General features: G+C 65.0%; 19 protein-coding genes. 11 read left to right on the top strand and 8 right to left on the bottom strand.

The features are described from left to right. Positions 1-143 precede the first annotated feature (143 nt). From ihfB to BMX43_RS07880, 3 genes are read left to right on the top strand one after another with little or no spacing between them, the layout of a single operon-like run. Positions 144-428 carry an integration host factor subunit beta gene (gene ihfB, locus BMX43_RS07890; RefSeq protein WP_091300201.1) on the top strand — a complete coding sequence of 95 codons (285 nt, stop codon included), beginning with the start codon at positions 144-146 and terminating at the stop codon, positions 426-428. Positions 429-457: 29 nt separating this feature from the next. Next, entirely contained in the window at positions 458-820 is a 363-nt protein-coding gene (locus BMX43_RS07885; RefSeq protein WP_091299758.1) for a lipopolysaccharide assembly protein LapA domain-containing protein, read from the top strand. A gap of 3 nt (positions 821-823) precedes the next feature. After that, positions 824-1,489 carry a phosphoribosylanthranilate isomerase gene (locus BMX43_RS07880; RefSeq protein ID WP_091299754.1) on the top strand — a complete coding sequence of 222 codons (666 nt, stop codon included), beginning with the start codon at positions 824-826 and terminating at the stop codon, positions 1,487-1,489. A gap of 121 nt (positions 1,490-1,610) precedes the next feature. Here the strand turns inward: BMX43_RS07880 and BMX43_RS19465 are convergent, their stop codons facing one another. Both BMX43_RS19465 and BMX43_RS20155 read right to left on the bottom strand, forming a co-directional pair. Next, a complete protein-coding gene (locus BMX43_RS19465; protein WP_139201549.1) occupies positions 1,611-2,528 on the bottom strand; it encodes a hypothetical protein in 918 nt (305 codons plus the stop codon). Positions 2,529-2,539: 11 nt separating this feature from the next. Continuing rightward, positions 2,540-2,965 (bottom strand): DUF6471 domain-containing protein, encoded by a 426-nt coding sequence (locus tag BMX43_RS20155; protein WP_245749412.1) that lies wholly within the window; start codon positions 2,963-2,965, stop codon positions 2,540-2,542. 255 nt (positions 2,966-3,220) lie between these two features. Here BMX43_RS20155 and trpB point away from each other — a divergent pair, with 255 nt between their 5' ends. The 4 genes from trpB (at position 3,221) to BMX43_RS07850 (ending at position 6,281) form a co-directional block, all read left to right on the top strand. Continuing rightward, complete coding sequence (gene trpB / locus BMX43_RS07865; RefSeq protein ID WP_091299747.1) at positions 3,221-4,453, top strand: tryptophan synthase subunit beta; 1,233 nt, start codon at positions 3,221-3,223, stop codon at positions 4,451-4,453. Between the two features lie 161 nt (positions 4,454-4,614). After that, the gene (locus BMX43_RS07860; RefSeq protein WP_091299743.1) at positions 4,615-5,247 is read left to right on the top strand and encodes a hypothetical protein; all 633 of its coding nucleotides are present in this window, start codon (positions 4,615-4,617) and stop codon (positions 5,245-5,247) included. A gap of 87 nt (positions 5,248-5,334) precedes the next feature. Further along, complete coding sequence (locus BMX43_RS07855) at positions 5,335-5,724, top strand: hypothetical protein (RefSeq protein WP_091299740.1); 390 nt, start codon at positions 5,335-5,337, stop codon at positions 5,722-5,724. Further along, positions 5,721-6,281: a helix-turn-helix transcriptional regulator gene (locus tag BMX43_RS07850; RefSeq protein WP_245749411.1), complete on the top strand. Its 561-nt coding sequence runs from the start codon at positions 5,721-5,723 to the stop codon at positions 6,279-6,281. The genes BMX43_RS07855 and BMX43_RS07850 overlap by 4 nt, the downstream gene beginning before the upstream one ends. On the opposite strand, the gene BMX43_RS07845 is transcribed toward BMX43_RS07850, so the two are convergent. The 3 genes from BMX43_RS07845 to pth are packed head-to-tail and all read right to left on the bottom strand — an operon-like array spanning position 6,282 to position 8,550. Continuing rightward, entirely contained in the window at positions 6,282-6,665 is a 384-nt protein-coding gene (locus BMX43_RS07845; RefSeq protein ID WP_091299736.1) for a DUF2237 family protein, read from the bottom strand. Beyond that, on the bottom strand, positions 6,658-7,821 hold the full coding sequence (locus BMX43_RS07840) for a serine hydrolase domain-containing protein (RefSeq protein ID WP_091299733.1): 1,164 nt from the start codon (positions 7,819-7,821) through the stop codon (positions 6,658-6,660). The genes BMX43_RS07845 and BMX43_RS07840 overlap by 8 nt, the downstream gene beginning before the upstream one ends. A gap of 27 nt (positions 7,822-7,848) precedes the next feature. After that, complete coding sequence (gene pth, locus BMX43_RS07835; RefSeq protein WP_091300192.1) at positions 7,849-8,550, bottom strand: aminoacyl-tRNA hydrolase; 702 nt, start codon at positions 8,548-8,550, stop codon at positions 7,849-7,851. Positions 8,551-8,702: 152 nt separating this feature from the next. Between pth and BMX43_RS07830 the strand changes: the two genes are divergently transcribed. Beyond that, entirely contained in the window at positions 8,703-9,680 is a 978-nt protein-coding gene (locus BMX43_RS07830) for a glycosyltransferase family 2 protein (RefSeq protein WP_139201548.1), read from the top strand. A gap of 224 nt (positions 9,681-9,904) precedes the next feature. After that, positions 9,905-10,735, top strand: coding sequence for a transglutaminase-like domain-containing protein (locus BMX43_RS07825; protein WP_091299725.1), 831 nt, complete (start codon positions 9,905-9,907; stop codon positions 10,733-10,735). Between the two features lie 76 nt (positions 10,736-10,811). On the opposite strand, the gene BMX43_RS07820 is transcribed toward BMX43_RS07825, so the two are convergent. Then, a complete protein-coding gene (locus BMX43_RS07820; protein WP_091299721.1) occupies positions 10,812-11,399 on the bottom strand; it encodes a 50S ribosomal protein L25/general stress protein Ctc in 588 nt (195 codons plus the stop codon). 187 nt (positions 11,400-11,586) lie between these two features. Here BMX43_RS07820 and BMX43_RS07815 point away from each other — a divergent pair, with 187 nt between their 5' ends. Beyond that, a complete protein-coding gene (locus BMX43_RS07815; protein WP_091299718.1) occupies positions 11,587-12,726 on the top strand; it encodes an MFS transporter in 1,140 nt (379 codons plus the stop codon). 2 nt (positions 12,727-12,728) lie between these two features. On the opposite strand, the gene BMX43_RS07810 is transcribed toward BMX43_RS07815, so the two are convergent. After that, positions 12,729-13,892, bottom strand: a complete 1,164-nt coding sequence (locus BMX43_RS07810) for an alpha-hydroxy acid oxidase (protein WP_091299714.1) — start codon at positions 13,890-13,892, stop codon at positions 12,729-12,731. A 265-nt stretch (positions 13,893-14,157) separates the two neighbouring features. Next, on the bottom strand, positions 14,158-14,949 hold the full coding sequence (trpA, locus tag BMX43_RS07805; RefSeq protein ID WP_091299711.1) for a tryptophan synthase subunit alpha: 792 nt from the start codon (positions 14,947-14,949) through the stop codon (positions 14,158-14,160). Positions 14,950-15,094: 145 nt separating this feature from the next. Between trpA and ychF the strand changes: the two genes are divergently transcribed. Next, complete coding sequence (ychF, locus tag BMX43_RS07800) at positions 15,095-16,192, top strand: redox-regulated ATPase YchF (RefSeq protein ID WP_091299706.1); 1,098 nt, start codon at positions 15,095-15,097, stop codon at positions 16,190-16,192. Positions 16,193-16,360 lie beyond the last annotated feature (168 nt).

Here is a 16,360-nt window from a genome sequence, read left to right as displayed (position 1 = left end):
GCGATAAAACGCCGGGCCACCCGGCCAAGTCATGGCGATTGCACGGTTTTCCTTTTGTGCGCCGAAGATTTCCGCCTATAGTCCCCTCAGACCAAGAAATGCGGGCCGGCTGCCATGACCTTGCCCCTGGGGGGAATTTTCGGATGATCCGTTCGGAACTGATCCAGAAGATCGCGGATGAAAACCCGCATCTCACGCAACGCCATGTAGAGCGGATCGTGAACACTGTCTTCGATGAGATCATCGAGGCACTCGCCAAAGGCGACCGGGTGGAACTGCGCGGCTTCGGCGCCTTCTCGGTGAAGGAACGCGACGCCCGCACCGGGCGCAACCCCCGCACCGGCGAATCGGTCGAGGTGGAAGACAAGAAAGTGCCGTTCTTCAAGACCGGCAAGTTGCTGCGCGACCGCCTGAACGGCAAAGCGTAAGCGACAGGGGAGGGGAGGCCCCGGGGCCGATGCTGCGATATCTCCGCTATCTCGTCCTGCTGGCCATCGCCCTGTGCCTGCTGACCGTGGCCCTCGCCAACCGGGCGCCGGTCACCGTCAAGGCGCTGCCCGATGATCTGACCGCCCTGCTCGGCTATGGCTGGCAGATGGATCTGCCACTGTTCGCCGTGCTGTTCGGCGGCGTGGCCATCGGCCTGCTGATCGGCTTCGTCTGGGAATGGCTGCGCGAACACCGCCACCGGGCCGAAGCCTCCAGCAAGGCCGCCGAAGCCCGCCGCCTGCAGCGCGAACTCGCCGCGATGCGCGATGCCAAGGGCGAAGTGCAGCAGGATGATGTTCTCTCGCTGATCGAGAAGAAGAAGGCAAGCTGACCCATGGCGGACATCCGGGTAAAGATCTGCGGTCTGCGGACCGTGGCGGATGTGGCTGCGGTCGCCGCCGCAGGCGCGGCCTATGCGGGCTTCGTGTTCTTCGCCAAAAGCCCCCGGCATCTGAGCCTTGAAGTCGCCCGCGATCTGGCCCTCGCAGCACCCATCGGCCTCGCCAAGGTCGCGCTGACCGTCGATGCCGATGACGCCACGCTGGATGCGATTGTCGAAGCGGTGCCGCTCGACATGTTGCAACTGCACGGCCACGAATCGCCCGACCGCGTGGCGGACGTGCGCGCCCGCTATGGCCTGCCGGTGATGAAGGCGCTGGGCGTGGCCGATGAAGGCGATCTGGCGCCGCTGTTCGAGTACAGCCTTGTGGCCGACCAGTTGCTGATCGACGCCAAGCCCCCGAAAGGTGCCGCCCTGCCGGGGGGCAATGGCCTCTCCTTCGACTGGCGGCTGGTGGCGCAGCGCCGCTGGCTGAAGCCCTGGATGCTGGCGGGCGGCCTGACCCCCGAAAACGTCGCCGAGGCGATCCGCCTGACCAATGCGCGGCAGGTCGATGTCTCCTCGGGGGTGGAATCCGCACCGGGGATCAAGGACGCAGGCAAGATCGCCGCCTTCACCCGGGCGGCACTGGCGCCCACCGGCTTTCGCCTGCCGGGCTGACCCGTCCCAAGGGGGCGCTCGCGCCCCCTCGCCGCTGCGCGGCTCACCCCCTGAGGATATTTGCGCCAAGATGAAGGGCAAAGGCAGGGGTTTGCAGTCATCCCGGCAAGACGCCCCGGCCTTACGTGGCAGACGCCGCAGGCGGCAGGAGGGGCTGAGGTGGTTGGGCGGTTTCCACCTTGTGTTCTGCGGCATGTTCTCGGGGGAGTTCCAGACGCCCGCAGCTGACATGCCTAATGTTGGCCAAATTGCGGCTGCCACTGACTTTCAGTACCCTAACACCAAGGTCATCAAAGACTGTTCGAAACATTATGGTCACTTCGTAAGAGATCGTGGTTTTGTTATCGGAATGAGCGGGAGGAAGTACAGCAAATACACCAGATATTATTTCTCTAGCGGCAACTGCACCAGGTTTCCATATGTCTACATTTAGAGGTGTCGTGATACTGTTCTTGTTCACTTCGTCTTTGAGATCTGCAGTTACAATGACCTCAATATCAGATGCGGGGCTCTGGCCGGTGTTAATAAATTCCAAGGCTATCTTGCTTGTCCCATCACTATCCCGCGTATATGTTGCCGTTTTGATGGAAAGATAAGCTCTCACCTGTGCCTGACCAATCTCTCGGGTAATCGCATTCGCCTCGCGGGAACCCTTATTCGTCTCACGGGATTCCTTGTAAGCCGCCCAAATCAGTCCAAGACCGAGAAGGCCAGACAAAGCACCGAGAATAGCGGCAAGACCAGTTATACGCGTCCACAGAGCGGTAACCTCTTGCGCTACAAGATCATGCTCCTTGAGTTCGTTTTCGCGGATCGCTTCTTCTGTGTCAATCCGGCAGTCCTTGCGCTCGGCGATGGTGAGGCCCGAGCATCGCTGCCACTCTGCTTGGTAGATGGCGTTGAAGGAGCTTTTGCTGCGCAGCTTGGATTCGTCTTCGATTGCGGACTGTTCTACAGAACCGGTATAGCAAAGATATGAAAGGTATGCAGATATCAACAATATAATAGGCAATACAAGTACTTGAAGTGCCAGGCTCAAGTAATATATTATTACAGACCAACCTTTTCGCAGCCAATTTCGTTTAGGCATTGCACCTGGAACGCCGCAGTAAACTCCCCACAGGAAAGCGTGTTGCGGGCGTTCCCCTCCTTTCCATCGATTCCCAATACCGCAAGCTTCTCCACACGCTGCGCAGAAGTCACGCCTTTTCGCCTGAACGCGGGCGTCAACAGGGGGCGGCCATCCGTTCCCGGTCGGCATATTCCGGCAGATGTCGCCTGCGCTGATAAAATCAGCGTAAAAGGAACATAAGCCCCAGTCTGTGAGACGCAACTGGGCTGATTATAGTCGCACGGCAACGAAACAGCCCATCCTGTCGTAACACGTCCTCCGCCCTGCCACCGTTCGCACTCTGAGCCAATTCTTCCTTCAGGAAGGGCGGGGAGACCGCTTGCGCGAAGTTCTGCGACATGCATCGGGCCAAAGGGCAATCCCCGTCTTGCCTTGCATGGGGACCGTTTCCCCATAGAACGCACGAAGGATTCCGAAATCCTGGTGCCTTTGCCCATAAGGCCGGACCGTCGCGCCAGGACAAAGGCTTCCTCATTCAACCTGACAAAAATACTCTCGGGGGTGAATTGAGCGCGCCGCGCTCAAGAGGGGGCAGACAGCCCCCTTTCCCCCGGTTCCCATCCGCGCTACATCGGGGGCAACACACGCAGGGGGCAGCCATGGCCGAGGACGGGATCAACAGCTTCATGACGGGGCCGGACGAACAGGGCCGGTTCGGCATTTTCGGCGGGCGTTTCGTATCTGAAACCCTGATGCCGCTGATCCTGGATCTGGAAGAGCGGTATGAGTTCGCCAAGACCGACCCGGCCTTCTGGGCCGAGATGGACGATCTGTGGAAGCACTATGTCGGCCGACCCAGCCCGCTGTATTTCGCCCCGCGTCTGACCGAGCATCTGGGCGGCGCCAAGATCTATCTCAAGCGGGATGAGCTGAACCATACCGGCGCGCACAAGATCAACAATGTGCTGGGCCAGATCATCCTCGCCCGCCGCATGGGCAAGACCCGCATCATCGCCGAAACCGGGGCGGGCCAGCATGGCGTGGCCACCGCCACGGTCTGCGCCAAGTTCGGGCTGCAATGCGTGGTCTATATGGGCGCGCATGATGTGGAACGGCAGGCGCCCAACGTCTTCCGCATGCGCCTGCTGGGCGCCGAGGTGATTCCGGTCACCTCCGGCCGCGGCACGCTGAAAGACGCGATGAACGACGCGCTGCGCGACTGGGTGACCAATGTGCGCGACACCTTCTATTGCATCGGCACGGTGGCCGGCCCGCATCCCTATCCGGCCATGGTGCGCGATTTCCAGTCGATCATCGGCAAGGAAGTGCGCTGGCAACTGGCCGAACAGGAAGGCGAGGGCCGTCTGCCCGACACGCTGGTGGCGGCCATCGGTGGCGGGTCGAACGCCATGGGCCTGTTCTTCCCCTTCCTCGATGATCCGTCGGTCAACATCATCGGGGTCGAGGCGGGCGGCAAGGGCGTGGACGCGCGGATGCAGCATTGCGCCAGCCTGACCGGCGGGCGCCCCGGCGTGCTGCATGGCAACCGCACCTATCTGCTGCAGGATGACGACGGCCAGATCCTCGAAGGCTTCTCGATCTCGGCAGGGCTCGATTACCCCGGCATCGGGCCGGAACATTCGTGGCTGCACGATACGGGCCGGGCCAAATATGTCAGCATCACCGATGCCGAGGCGCTGGAGGCGTTCCAGTTGTCCTGCAAGCTGGAAGGCATCATCCCCGCGCTGGAGCCGTCTCATGCGCTGGCCCATGTGATCAAGCTGGCGCCCACCCTGCCGCGCGACCATATCATCGTGATGAACATGTGTGGCCGCGGCGACAAGGACATCTTTACCGTGGCCAAGCACCTTGGCTTCGACATGAAGATCTGACGCCCCCATTTCGTGATAAACTCTGGTTTAGGCCCCGATTTCTGCGGAATCGGGGCCTTCTAAACATTTGCGGCATGGACGCGGCGGGGGCAGGGGCGCCTGATGGTCTGGCGCCGGGTGTTTGGCGTGATGGACCTGATACAGGTTTTGGGGAGGTTTCGATGAAGGTTGATGTGACCCGCGCATTTCTGACAGGCGCCGCGCTCTGGCTGCTGGTTCCCGGCACCGCGCTGGCCCTGCCGATGGTGCCCCCCGGCGGGATCACCCTGCCGGGCCAGGCCCTGAACGGGCCGCTGGTGAGGGTGACCACGGAAGATGAGGCCACCTCGGAGGAGGGCAGCGTCGGCGATCCGGCCACGGATGACACCACCGACGATACACTTGCCGACGACACACCTGTCGATGATCCCGCCGACGATGGCAGCATAGACGATCCCGTCGATGACGGCGCTCTTGTCGATCCGATCGACGGTTGGATCGATGGCCGCGAGAACTGCGATTTCTGTCGCGGGGACGAAGAAGACCCGACCGAAGAACCGCCGACCGAGGAAGACCCGACCGACATCTCCGAAGACCCGGTGGAAGAGACCCCCGATGTCGTGGTCGATGACGGCATGGTCTGGGCCGGGGGCAGCCCGGATTTCTGCGAAGCCTGTGGCGGTGTCGAAATCGACCCTGCGGTGATGCAGACCTTCGGTGGCACGCCGCGCACCCCGCAAGCCAGCACTCCCAGCGCAAAAGCCGCGCAAGGCCGGGCCTGTGACGCCACCGTGACCAAAACCTGCGACAACTGAGCCGCAGCCGCGCTTGACATGCTGCCCCGGGGTGCCAAGCTCGGGGCGGCTTTGTATGTCGCAGCCCCGGCGCATCAAGAGACAACGATGAAACATCTGTTCCCGCTTGTGCTTCTGCTGGCCACCTTTGCCTCCGCCCCCCTGCGGGCCGATCCGCTGGAGGAGCAGCTTGTGGCCCAACTTACGGCGCAGGGCTATGGCCGCGTCGAAGTTGGCCATACCCTGCTGGGCCGGTTGCGCATCACTGCCGTTCTGGGCGAGTTTCAGCGCGAAATCGTCGTAAACCCCCGCACTGGCGAGATTCTTCGCGATTACCAAAGCCTGATCCCGCGCTATGCAGACCGTTCGTCGGGCCATGGCATGGGGGCGGGCTCCACTGCTGCAACGGCAACGGCAGCTGATACCGGCGATGCGCCCGAACTGCTGGACCGCAGCTCCGAGGTGGGCAAGGGCGACCCCGTGGGAGGGGCGCCGTGAGCGCGCCCGCCACCGGGTTTCACCGCCTGCTGACCCGCGCGCCCTTGGGTATCGCAGCGCTGCTGGCGATCCAGATTCTCTGCGCGGCGGTGTTCATCCTCGACATCTTCTCGTCGGTGGTGGGCATCACCGCCGTCCCGATCAGTTGGGAACTGCGCGAGATCATCGAGATTTGCGCCGCCTTCGGCCTGCTGATCGGCCTGGGCCTAGGCACCTATGCACTGCGTCATGTGCTGGGCGAACGCAATGTCGCCGAAGAACGCCTGCGCCGCGCCTCGGGCGCCTTTGCCGAGATGCTGGAGGAACGCTTTACCGAATGGGCGCTGACCCCCGCCGAACGCGATGTGGCGCTGTTCGCGATCAAGGGCCTGTCCACCGCCGAAATCGCCAGCCTGCGCGAAACCTCGGAAGGCACGGTGAAGGCGCAGACCAATGCGATCTATCGCAAGGCCGGGGTGACCGGGCGCCCGCAACTGCTCAGCCTGTTCATCGAGGAGTTGATGCGCGACGACAGCCCGATCCGCACCGCCCCGCCGAAACCGGCCCGCGCCGCCTGATCACTTCGGCAGATCGGTGGCATAGCCGCGCAGCACCGACAGCGGCACGATATCCAGCGTGCGAAGATGCGTCGCCGCCAGCCGCACCTGTGGCGCCGCCCCTTCCTGATGCGCCTGCAGGAAGCGCCCGGCGCACAGGCACCAGTGATCCCCCGGCTTCAGCCCGGCAAAGCCGTATTCCGGGCGCGGCGTGCTCAGGTCATTGCCCAGATATTTCGACATTGCCAGAAACTCTGCCGTCATCACCGCACAGACCGTATGCCGTCCGGCATCCGCAGGCCCGGTATCGCAGCAGCCATTGCGGAAGAATCCGGTCACCGGCGCGGTGGAACAGCTTTCCAGCCGCCCGCCCAGAACATTGACCGAGGTTTCCTTGTCAACCATCTGCGGCCTCCATTGCGGCGGTAAGGGTGCGGAACATGGCGATATTCTGCGCCTCGACCCCCTCTGCCGTAAAGCCCCTGTCGGCACCATTCGCCGCAATCACCACGCCCGCGCGCTGGTTGATATAGATGAACTGGCCGTAAACCCCCTGCGCCAGAAACTCGCCCGGCTCGGCGCCTTGCGGGATCCACCACTGATAGCCGTAGCCCATCTTGCCCGGCGGCGTGTCTGCCTGCGGGCGGGTAGAGACGGCGATCCAGTCGGCCGGCACGATCTGGCGCCCCTGCACCTGCCCGTTCTGCGCGAACAGCACCCCCATCCGCGCATAATCGCGCGTGATCAGGTTCAACCCGCCCAGCACGAAGGGCTGGCCCGTGCCATCGGTCAGGTAGTAGGGCTCCACCTCAAACCCCAGCGGCGCGATGATCCGCTCGGCCAGCAGGTCCACCACCGCGCGCCCGGTCGCGCCCCGGATCACCATGCCCAGAACATGCGTGTCGATCGACACATAGGCCCAAGGCCCGCCCGGCGCCCCGCGCCGCGCCGTGATGCCCGCCGTGAAGTCGTCCATCGAGCCGCCAAGCCCCAGAACCCGGCCCATCTTGTTGATGTCGCTCCAGAAATCCAGATAATCCTCGTCAAAGGCCACGCCCGAGGTCATGTTGGCCACCTGTCGCACCGTCGCCCCTTCATAGGCCGATCCGCGCAGGGCGGGCACATAGTCCACCACCTGCCGGTCCAGCGCGATCACACCTTCCGCGACCAGCGTGCCCATCAGCGCCGACAGAAAGCTTTTCGAGACAGACCAGCCAATCCGCCGATCCTCTGGCCCGGTGCCAAGGTAATAGCTTTCGTGCCGCAGCGCGCCGTCCTTCACGATCACCAGCGCGGTGACCGCCCGTTCCACCACCCAATCCTGCGCCGCCTGCGGCAAGTCAAAGGGCGTGCCCGCAGGCAGGGGCAGGGGCGGCGTGCTGCCCTTGGGCACCGGCACCGACAGGAAGGCCGCGTCCATATGGCTGAAATTGCCGGTGATCCGATCTTCCTCGAACAACGTCAGCACCGCTTGCAGGCGCACAAGATCGTCGCGCTTCCACACCGCCAGCGCCGCCAGCAGCAGCACGACCCCAGCCAAAGCCCTGAACAAATGCCGCATGTCCGGTCCTCCCTGCCGCAACTTAGCCTAGCGGAACCGATCCGCCAGCTTCTGCAGCGCCGTGCGCCCGTCCGGGGCGGGTTCCGTTGCGTCGGGCTTCACCGCCGCCGCCGTTTTCCCTGCACCTTCCTGCACCCGTCCTGTCCCGGTCGAAGAACGCGGCGGCGCCACCCGCAAGGCCACCGCATTCAGGAACTTCGCCGAATCATCCGCCGCCAGCATCACCGCCCCGTCGGAAATCCCGCGCAGCAGATCGTCCAGCCAGGTCTGATCCGCCTTGGCGAAATCATGCAGCACATAGCCTGCCACCGCATCCTTGTGCCCCGGATGGCCGATGCCCAGCCGCACCCGCCCGTAAGCCTCGCCGATATGCTGGTGGATCGACCGCAACCCGTTATGCCCCGCGTGCCCGCCGCCCTGTTTCAACCGGCACTTGCCCGGCGCCAGATCCAGCTCGTCATGGAACACCAGCACATCGGCAGGCGTCAGCTTGTGAAAGCGCAGCGCCTCGGCCACCGCCTGCCCCGACAGGTTCATGAAGGTTTCGGGCTTCAGCAGCACCACCTTTTCCGGCCCCAGCCGCCCCTCGGCCACCAGCCCCTGAAAGCCGCGCCGGAACGGCCCGAACCCGTGATCCGCCGCGATCCGGTCCAGCGCCATGAAGCCGATATTGTGCCGGTTTCCCGCATATTTCGCGCCCGGATTGCCCAGACCGACCCAAAGCTTCATCGCCGCCTCTCCGTTGCCCAGTCCCTTGCCCAACCTTCATTTGCGCAAGCCCGGCCCAAAGTGCAACCCCGCCCGGCGTCAACGGCCCGACGCCAATGACTTGACGCCGCCCGCGCCGCCCCGCACCCTCGCGCCAGATCAAGGAGGATCGCGTGCGCACCACTGTCGTCTGTTCGATGCGCAACGAAGGCCCGTTCCTCGTCGAATGGGTCACCTGGTATCGGATGCTGGGCTTCACCGACATTCTGGTGGTGACCAATGATTGCACCGACCGCTCGCCCGATCTGCTGGATGCGCTGGAACAGGCGGGCTGGCTGCACCATCTGCGCTGCGATGTGAAACCGGGCGAAAAGGTTGTCGCCACCAAGCTGAAACTGGCCCGCAGTCACCGCACTGTCCGCCGCGCCGATTGGGTGCTGGTCTGCGATGTGGACGAATTCCTGACCATCCATCGCGGGGCAGGGCGCCTGCCCGATCTGCTGGGCGCCACCCCGGATTTCCTCGCCATGGCGATCAACTGGCGCGTCTTCGGCACCTCCGGCCTCCAGACATGGGAGGACGGGTTGACCCACCGCCAATTCCTGCGCGCCGGTCCCACCCGCAACTGGATCTCGCGCTGGATCAAGGTCTTGCACCGCGATCCGCTGGCCTTCCGCGCGCTGGGCGAACACGGCCCCAAGGGCTTTGCGCCCGAAAAGACCGCCACGCCGCCGCTTTACGTCAACACCGAAGGCACCCCCATCCCCGACTGGACGCCCGAGGGCAAATACCTGCGCCTGCTGCCGCCCGAGCTGACCACCCATGCCGTGGCGCAGATGAACCATTACATGCTGCGGTCCGAGGAAAGCTGGGGCCTCAAACGCGGCACGCCCTCGGCGGTGCAGGGGGCGGACCGCTATAACGACAGCTATTACAAATCCACCAACCGCAACGAACTGCGCGACCTGTCGGCCCTGCGCTACGAGGCCGATTTCGACGCCCTGCACGCGCAGGCCATGGCCCTGCCGGGGGTGGCCCGCCTGCATCACCTCTGCTGCGCCGATTACGCCGCCCGGCTGGCGGCACAGGCCGGGCGCGACCCGCAGCAAGACCCGCGCTGGCTGGCCCATATGGCCGCCGCCACGCCTTGACCGGCTGGCGCCAGACACGCCCAAATAACAGGACTCTGCCTTATCCGCAGGCAAATCTACCCCGTGCGGCCCGTCGCCAGACCCTCTGCCCAGAGAACGGGCGTTCGTGCATGGCATTGTGCCGGCAGGCCTGTCATCTTTCTTTTCACCGCCCCGGAACCAATCCGCTCGGCCCCGGTTCACTTGGGTAGAGCCATGGAACCTGAAACGCTAAGGACACCTGAATGCTGATCCGCTTCGGCCACGAGATGACTGTTACCTGCCCGCAGCCCACAGCGATGGTTTGCCTGCTTGCCCCACACCGTGACCGCCTCCCCGATCTCGCCCTGCCCGAGGTGGTGACCACCTCGCCACAGGTGCCGATCCACAGCTATTTCGATCTGTTCGGCAATCTCTGCCGCCGCTTCGTGGCGCCCGCGGGCGATTTCACCCTGCGGTCCGATTGCACGCTGCATGACAGCGGCCTGCCCGATGCCTATGCGCCCGACGCCGCAGAAATGCCCATCGCCGATCTGCCGGATGACACGCTCACCTATCTGATGGGCAGCCGCTATTGCGAAACAGACCGGCTCAGCCAGACTGCCTGGGATCTGTTCGCCGCCACGCCGCCCGGCTGGGCGCGGGTGCAGGCGATCTGCGATTTCGTGCATGGCCACATCAAGTTCAACTACATGGAGGCCAGCTCCACCCGATCGGCCTTTGATGCCTACAACGAGCGCAAGGGCGTGTGCCGCGATTTCGCGCATCTTTCCATCGCGCTGACCCGGGCGATGAACATCCCGGCGCGCTATGTGAACGGCTATCTCGGCGACATCGGCCACCCCTATACCGGCCCCGGCGATTTCGCCGCCTGGATGGAGGTTTACCTCGGCGGCCGCTGGTGGACCTTCGACGCCCGCAACAACAAGCGCCGCATCGGGCGTATCGTCGTGGCGCGGGGCCGCGATGCGGCAGATGTGCCGCTGGTCAATTCCTTCGGCCCACATGTGCTCAAGGGCTTCACCGTCTGGACAGACGAAGTCCCCGCCCCGGCCTTCGTGCCCACCCCGGCATAAGGTCCGCAGGCTCCAAACGCAAAACGCGGCGAGGTTGCCCTCGCCGCGTTTGCAATTCCGGCCCTGACGGGTGGAATTATTCTTCCGCCACCAGACCCGAGGGCGCCGTGATATTGGCGATCACGAAGTTCCGGTCGATCGTCGGCTTGGCGCCGTTCGGCAGGGTCACGTCGTTGATGTGGATCACATCGCCGAAGGTCTTGCCGGTCAGGTCCACCACGATCTCGTTCGGGATGTCCGAGGCCAGAACTTCCAGCTCCACTTCCGGGCGCACCACGGTCAGCGTGCCGCCACGCTTCAGCCCGGGGGCCGCGTCGTGGTTGATGAACGTGACGTGGATGAACAGGTTGATGCGGCTGTCATCGTGCAGGCGCATGAAGTCGATATGCGTCGGCAGGTCTTTCACGACGTCGCGCTGGACGCCGCGGCACACCACATGCACGTCCGGCTGGCCTTCAACCTTCAGGTTGATCAGCGTGGACATGAAGCGGCCCGCTTTCAGGCGCTTCAGCAGCATGTTGTAGCCAAGGTTGATCGGCTGCGGCTCTTTGCCGTCGCCATAAACGATGCCGGGTACGTAGCCCTCACGACGAGCTTGACGAGCGGCCCCCTTGCCTGTCCCCGTCCGCACCACAGCCTGAAGATCCGGGATCTCGCGTGCCATAGTCATTCTCCATATGTATATCCGCCATCCTCCAAGGGTGCATGGCGCGACCGGGGGCCTATAGCGGGGATTCGCCTGCAGGGAAAGGGAAAACTGCCGTGTCGCGGCTGAAGCCCGCGTGTCGGCGCCAGACTTGCCGTCCTGCCCGCCCCCCTCTAGCACTGGCACACCCGGACCCGGAGCCGCCATGCCCCCCACGCCCATCCTTGCCGCCGCCCGCGCGCCCCTCGCGGCCTTTGCCGCCATGGGCGTGCTCTGGGGTGGCTATGCGGCGGTGCTGCCCGATCTGAAGGCGCAGCTTGGCGTGTCCGAGGCCGGGCTGGGCCTGCTCTTGCTGATGACCCCGGTTGCCGCCATCTGCGCCATGCTGGCCGCCCCCACCCTCGGCGCGGCGCTGGGCCGCCTTGCCCTGCCGCTGGCCTGCCTCGCCATGGCGGCAGGCTTTGCCCTGCCGGGGCAGGCGCACACCCCCTTCGGCTTCGCGCTGGCCATGCTTGCCGCCGGGGCCGCCACCGGGCTGACCGATGTGCTGATGAACGCCCGCGTCTCGGCGATCGAGGCGGCGCGCAGCCAGCCGCTGATGAACCTCTGCCACGCCGCCTATTCCTTCGGCTATGCCGGTGGCGCGCTGGCCACGGGGGCGATGCGCAACGCCACATGGCCGCCCGCTGTGATCCTGCTCTGCCTCGCCCTTGCCGCCGCCAGCCTCGCCCTGCCGAGCATCGAGCGGGACGGCACGATCCACGGCCTCGCCCGCCCCAAGGGCGACAGCCCCGGCACCGGCCTGCTGCCGCTGATCGGCGGCGCCGTGGTGCTGATCGCCTTCCTGACGGAAAACGCCGCCGAAAGCTGGTCGGCGCTGCATATCGAAAAAACGCTGGGCGGCTCGCCCGCGCAGGGCGCCATGGGGCCCGCCACGCTGGCGCTGACCATGGGCTTTGCCCGGCTGGCCGGGCAAAGGCTGCTGCGCCATATCCACCCGGCCCGGCTGCTGACGCTGGGCGCCACGCTGTCGGCCTGCGGTGTGCTGACCGCCGCCTTCGCCACCAGCCCCGGCATGGCCTATGCGGGTTTCATCACCATGGGGCTTGGGTCATCGGTCATCGCCCCCACCGCCTTTTCGCTGGTGGGGCAGGGCGCCCACCCCGACCTGCGCGCCCGCGCCGTCGCCCGTGCCACGCTTTACGGCTATTGCGGCTATTTCGTCGGCCCGCCCACGCTGGGGTTCCTGGCCGGGGCCTTCGGGCTCCGCGCCGCCTTCGTCTTCACCGCCGTCCTGCTGCTGTCGGTCTGGGTGCTTGCCCCGCTCCTGACCCGCCGCGCCTGACCTCAGGCCCAGGTCCCCTCGAAATCCTGCGGCACCAGCAGGTTATGCGCCCCCAGCGCCGCTATGTCGCGCTCGCCGCACAGCGCCATGGTCACGTCCAGCTCCTTGTGCAGCACCTCCAGCGCCTTGGTCACTCCAGCCTCGCCCATCGCGCCCAGCCCGTAGATGTAGCTGCGCCCGATCATCGCCGCATCGGCGCCCAAAGCCAGCGCCTTCAGAATGTCCTGCCCCGACCGGATGCCGCTGTCGATCCAGATCTCGGTCTTGCCCTTCACCGCCCGCACGATGGAGGGCAGAATCCGAATGGAACTCAACGCCCCGTCCAACTGCCGCCCGCCATGGTTGCTGACCACAATCGCATCCGCGCCAAACTCCGCCGCCCGCGTCGCATCCTCGGCATCCAGCACGCCCTTCAGGATCAGCTTGCCGCCCCAGCGGTCACGGATGCGCGCGATCTTGTCCCAATCCAGCTTGGGGTCGAACTGCTCGTTGGTCCAGCTCGACAGCGAGGCCAGATTGCCCACGCCCTTCGCATGGCCCACGATATTGCCGAACGTGTGCCGCTTGGTGCCCAGCATCCCCAGACACCAGCGCGGCTTGGTCGCCATGTTCAGGATGTTCGGGATCGTCAGCCGCGGCGGCGCGCTCAACCCGTTCTTCAGATCCTTGTGCCGCTGCCCGAGGATCTGCAAATCCAGCGTCAACACCAGCGCCGAACAGCCCGCCTTGCGCGCCCGCTCGATGATGTTGTCCACGAACGCCTCGTCGCGCATCACATACAACTGAAACCAGAACGGGCTGGAGGTCTGCGCCGCCACATCCTCGATCGAACAGATCGACATGGTGGACAGCGTGAACGGCACCCCGAACTTCTCCGCCGCCCGCGCCGCCTTGATCTCGCCATCCGCCGATTGCATCCCGGTCAGACCCACCGGCGCCAGCGCCACCGGCATCGTCACCGCGCGCCCCAGCATCCGCCCGGTCACCCGCCGGTCGGACATATCGACCGCCACCTTCTGCCGCAGCCGGATCTTGCTGAAATCGCTGACATTCTCGCGGAAGGTCTGCTCGGTATAGCTGCCGCTCTCCGCATAGTCATAAAACATGCGCGGCACCCGCCGGGCGTGCAGCCGCTTCAGATCTTCGATGCAGGTGATGACGGTCATGCGGCGCCTCTTCGATATTGGTTAGATTCCTTTACCAATAATAGCCATTCCGCGCAATCCCGGCCTGCACGCCCGGACCAGCCGCAGATGAGTATTTGGGCCAGGGTGAAAGCAGCACCGATTCGCCCCCCTTCATCCTGGCAAAAATACTCCCGCCGGAGGCAACCTGAGCCGATCCGTGCGGCACGCACGGGCGGCGAGGCAAAAGAAAAGCGCGGCCGCAAGGCCGCGCTCCGTCAGATCACCGCTGCAGAAAGGGCAGGGCTCAGGCGCGATGCGCGCCCGCCGCCAGCGCCGCCACATTGGCCAGCACCTCGGCCACCGGCTTGCCCGCGCCGATGTCCTTCACGATGGCCGAACCGACGACGCAGCCATCGGCAATCCCGGCAATCGCCTGCGCATTGTCCGGCGTCGAAATCCCGAAGCCCACGATCACCGGCAGATCTGTCTGTGCCTTGATCCGCGCCACCTCGGGCGCCACATCCGCCGCCTGTGCCGCCGCTGCCCCGGTGATCCCGGTGATCGAGACGTAATAGACGAAACCCGAGGTGTTCTGCAGCACCTTGGGCAGGCGCTTGTTGTCGGTCGTCGGTGTCGCCAGCCGGATGAAGTTCAGCCCCGCCGCCTGCGCCGGCAGGCACAGCTCGCTGTCCTCCTCGGGCGGCAGATCCACCACGATCAGCCCGTCAATCCCCGCCGCCGTGGCCTCGGTCAAAAACCGCTCCACCCCGCGCGAATAGATCGGGTTGTAATAGCCCATCAGCACGATCGGCGTTGTCGAGTCGCCCTTGCGGAACTCGGTCACCATGCCCAGAACCTTGTCCATGGTCATGCCGCCATCCAGCGCTCGCTGCCCCGCGAGCTGGATCGTCGGCCCGTCCGCCATCGGATCGGTGAAGGGCATCCCCAGCTCGATCACATCCACGCCCGCGCCCGGCATCCCCTTCATCACCGCCAGCGAGGTTTCCACATCCGGGTCGCCCCCCATGATATAGGCGACGAAGGCTTTCTTCCCTTCGGCCTTCAGGGCGGCGAATTTGGCGTCAATGCGGGTCATCGGGCGTCCTCTCATGCAGTCCGGCCCGGTGTGCAGAATTGCGCGGCGGAAATCAATGGGCCACGGGCCTGCCTGCCAAGCCCGCGCTTGCGATTCCGCCCGCGCACCCCTAGAAGCCAGGCGGGCTTTTGCAAAGGGGAACGCCATGGGCTTCAAGATGGGCATTGTCGGCCTGCCGAATGTGGGCAAATCGACCCTCTTCAACGCGCTGACGCGCACCGCCGCCGCTCAGGCCGCCAACTTCCCCTTCTGCACGATCGAGCCGAATGTGGGCGAGGTCGCCGTGCCCGATCCGCGGCTCGAAAAGCTTGCCGAAATCGCCGGATCCAGGCAGATCATCCCGACGCGGATGACCTTCGTCGATATTGCGGGCCTCGTGCGCGGCGCCTCGAAGGGCGAAGGTCTGGGCAACCAGTTCCTCGCCAATATCCGCGAATGCGACGCCATCGCCCATGTGTTGCGCTGCTTTGAAGACGGCGACATCACCCATGTCGAAGGCCGCATCGACCCGGTCGCCGATGCCGAAACCATCGAGACGGAGCTGATGCTGGCCGATCTCGAATCCATCGAACGCCGCCGCGCCAACCTCGCCCGCAAGCTGAAGGGCGCCGACAAGGACGCCGCCGATCAGGACCGCCTGCTGGCCCTGGCGCAAGCCGCGCTGAACGAGGGCAAGCCCGCCCGCACGATCCAGATCGCCGCCGATGACCTGCGCCAGTGGCAGCTTTTGCAACTGCTCACCTCCAAACCCGTCCTCTATGTCTGCAATGTCGAGGAATCGAAGGCGGCCGAGGGCAACAGCCAATCCGCCCGCGTCGCCGAAATGGCCGCCAAACAGGGCGCAGCCTCCGTCGTGATCTCAGCCCGGATCGAAGAGGAAATCAGCCAGCTTCCCGATGACGAGGCCGCGATGTTCCTTGAGGAAATGGGCCTGCACGAGGCCGGGCTGGATCGTCTGATCCGCGCCGGTTACCAGCTTCTTGGCCTGCAGACCTATTTCACCATCGGCCCGAAAGAGGCCCGCGCCTGGACGATCACCAAGGGCACGCTGGCACCGCAGGCCGCAGGCGTCATCCATGGCGACTTTGAAAAAGGCTTCATCCGCGCCGAAACCATCGCCTATGACGATTACATCGCCGGCAGGGGCGAAGCCGGCGCGAAAGAGGCCGGCAAGTTCCGCGTCGAAGGTAAGACGTATGAGGTGAAGGACGGCGACGTGCTGCACTTCCTGTTCAACGGCTGACGCCCTCCACCCCACACAACGCCCCCTCTCCCCCCAGGGGGAGAGGGCAGTGTGACAGGACAGAGGCCGCAGCCAATCCACCCGCACCACGCCCCCCTCTCCCCCCGGGGGAGAGGGCAGGGTGAGGGGGACAGAGACCCCCCACCACGCCGCGCAACGGCTCCCTCC

This window comes from Gemmobacter aquatilis (assembly GCF_900110025.1).
Taxonomy (GTDB): domain Bacteria; phylum Pseudomonadota; class Alphaproteobacteria; order Rhodobacterales; family Rhodobacteraceae; genus Gemmobacter; species Gemmobacter aquatilis.
The sequence above is the reverse complement of the archived record's forward strand: the minus strand, read 5'-3'. Positions and strand labels throughout refer to the sequence as shown.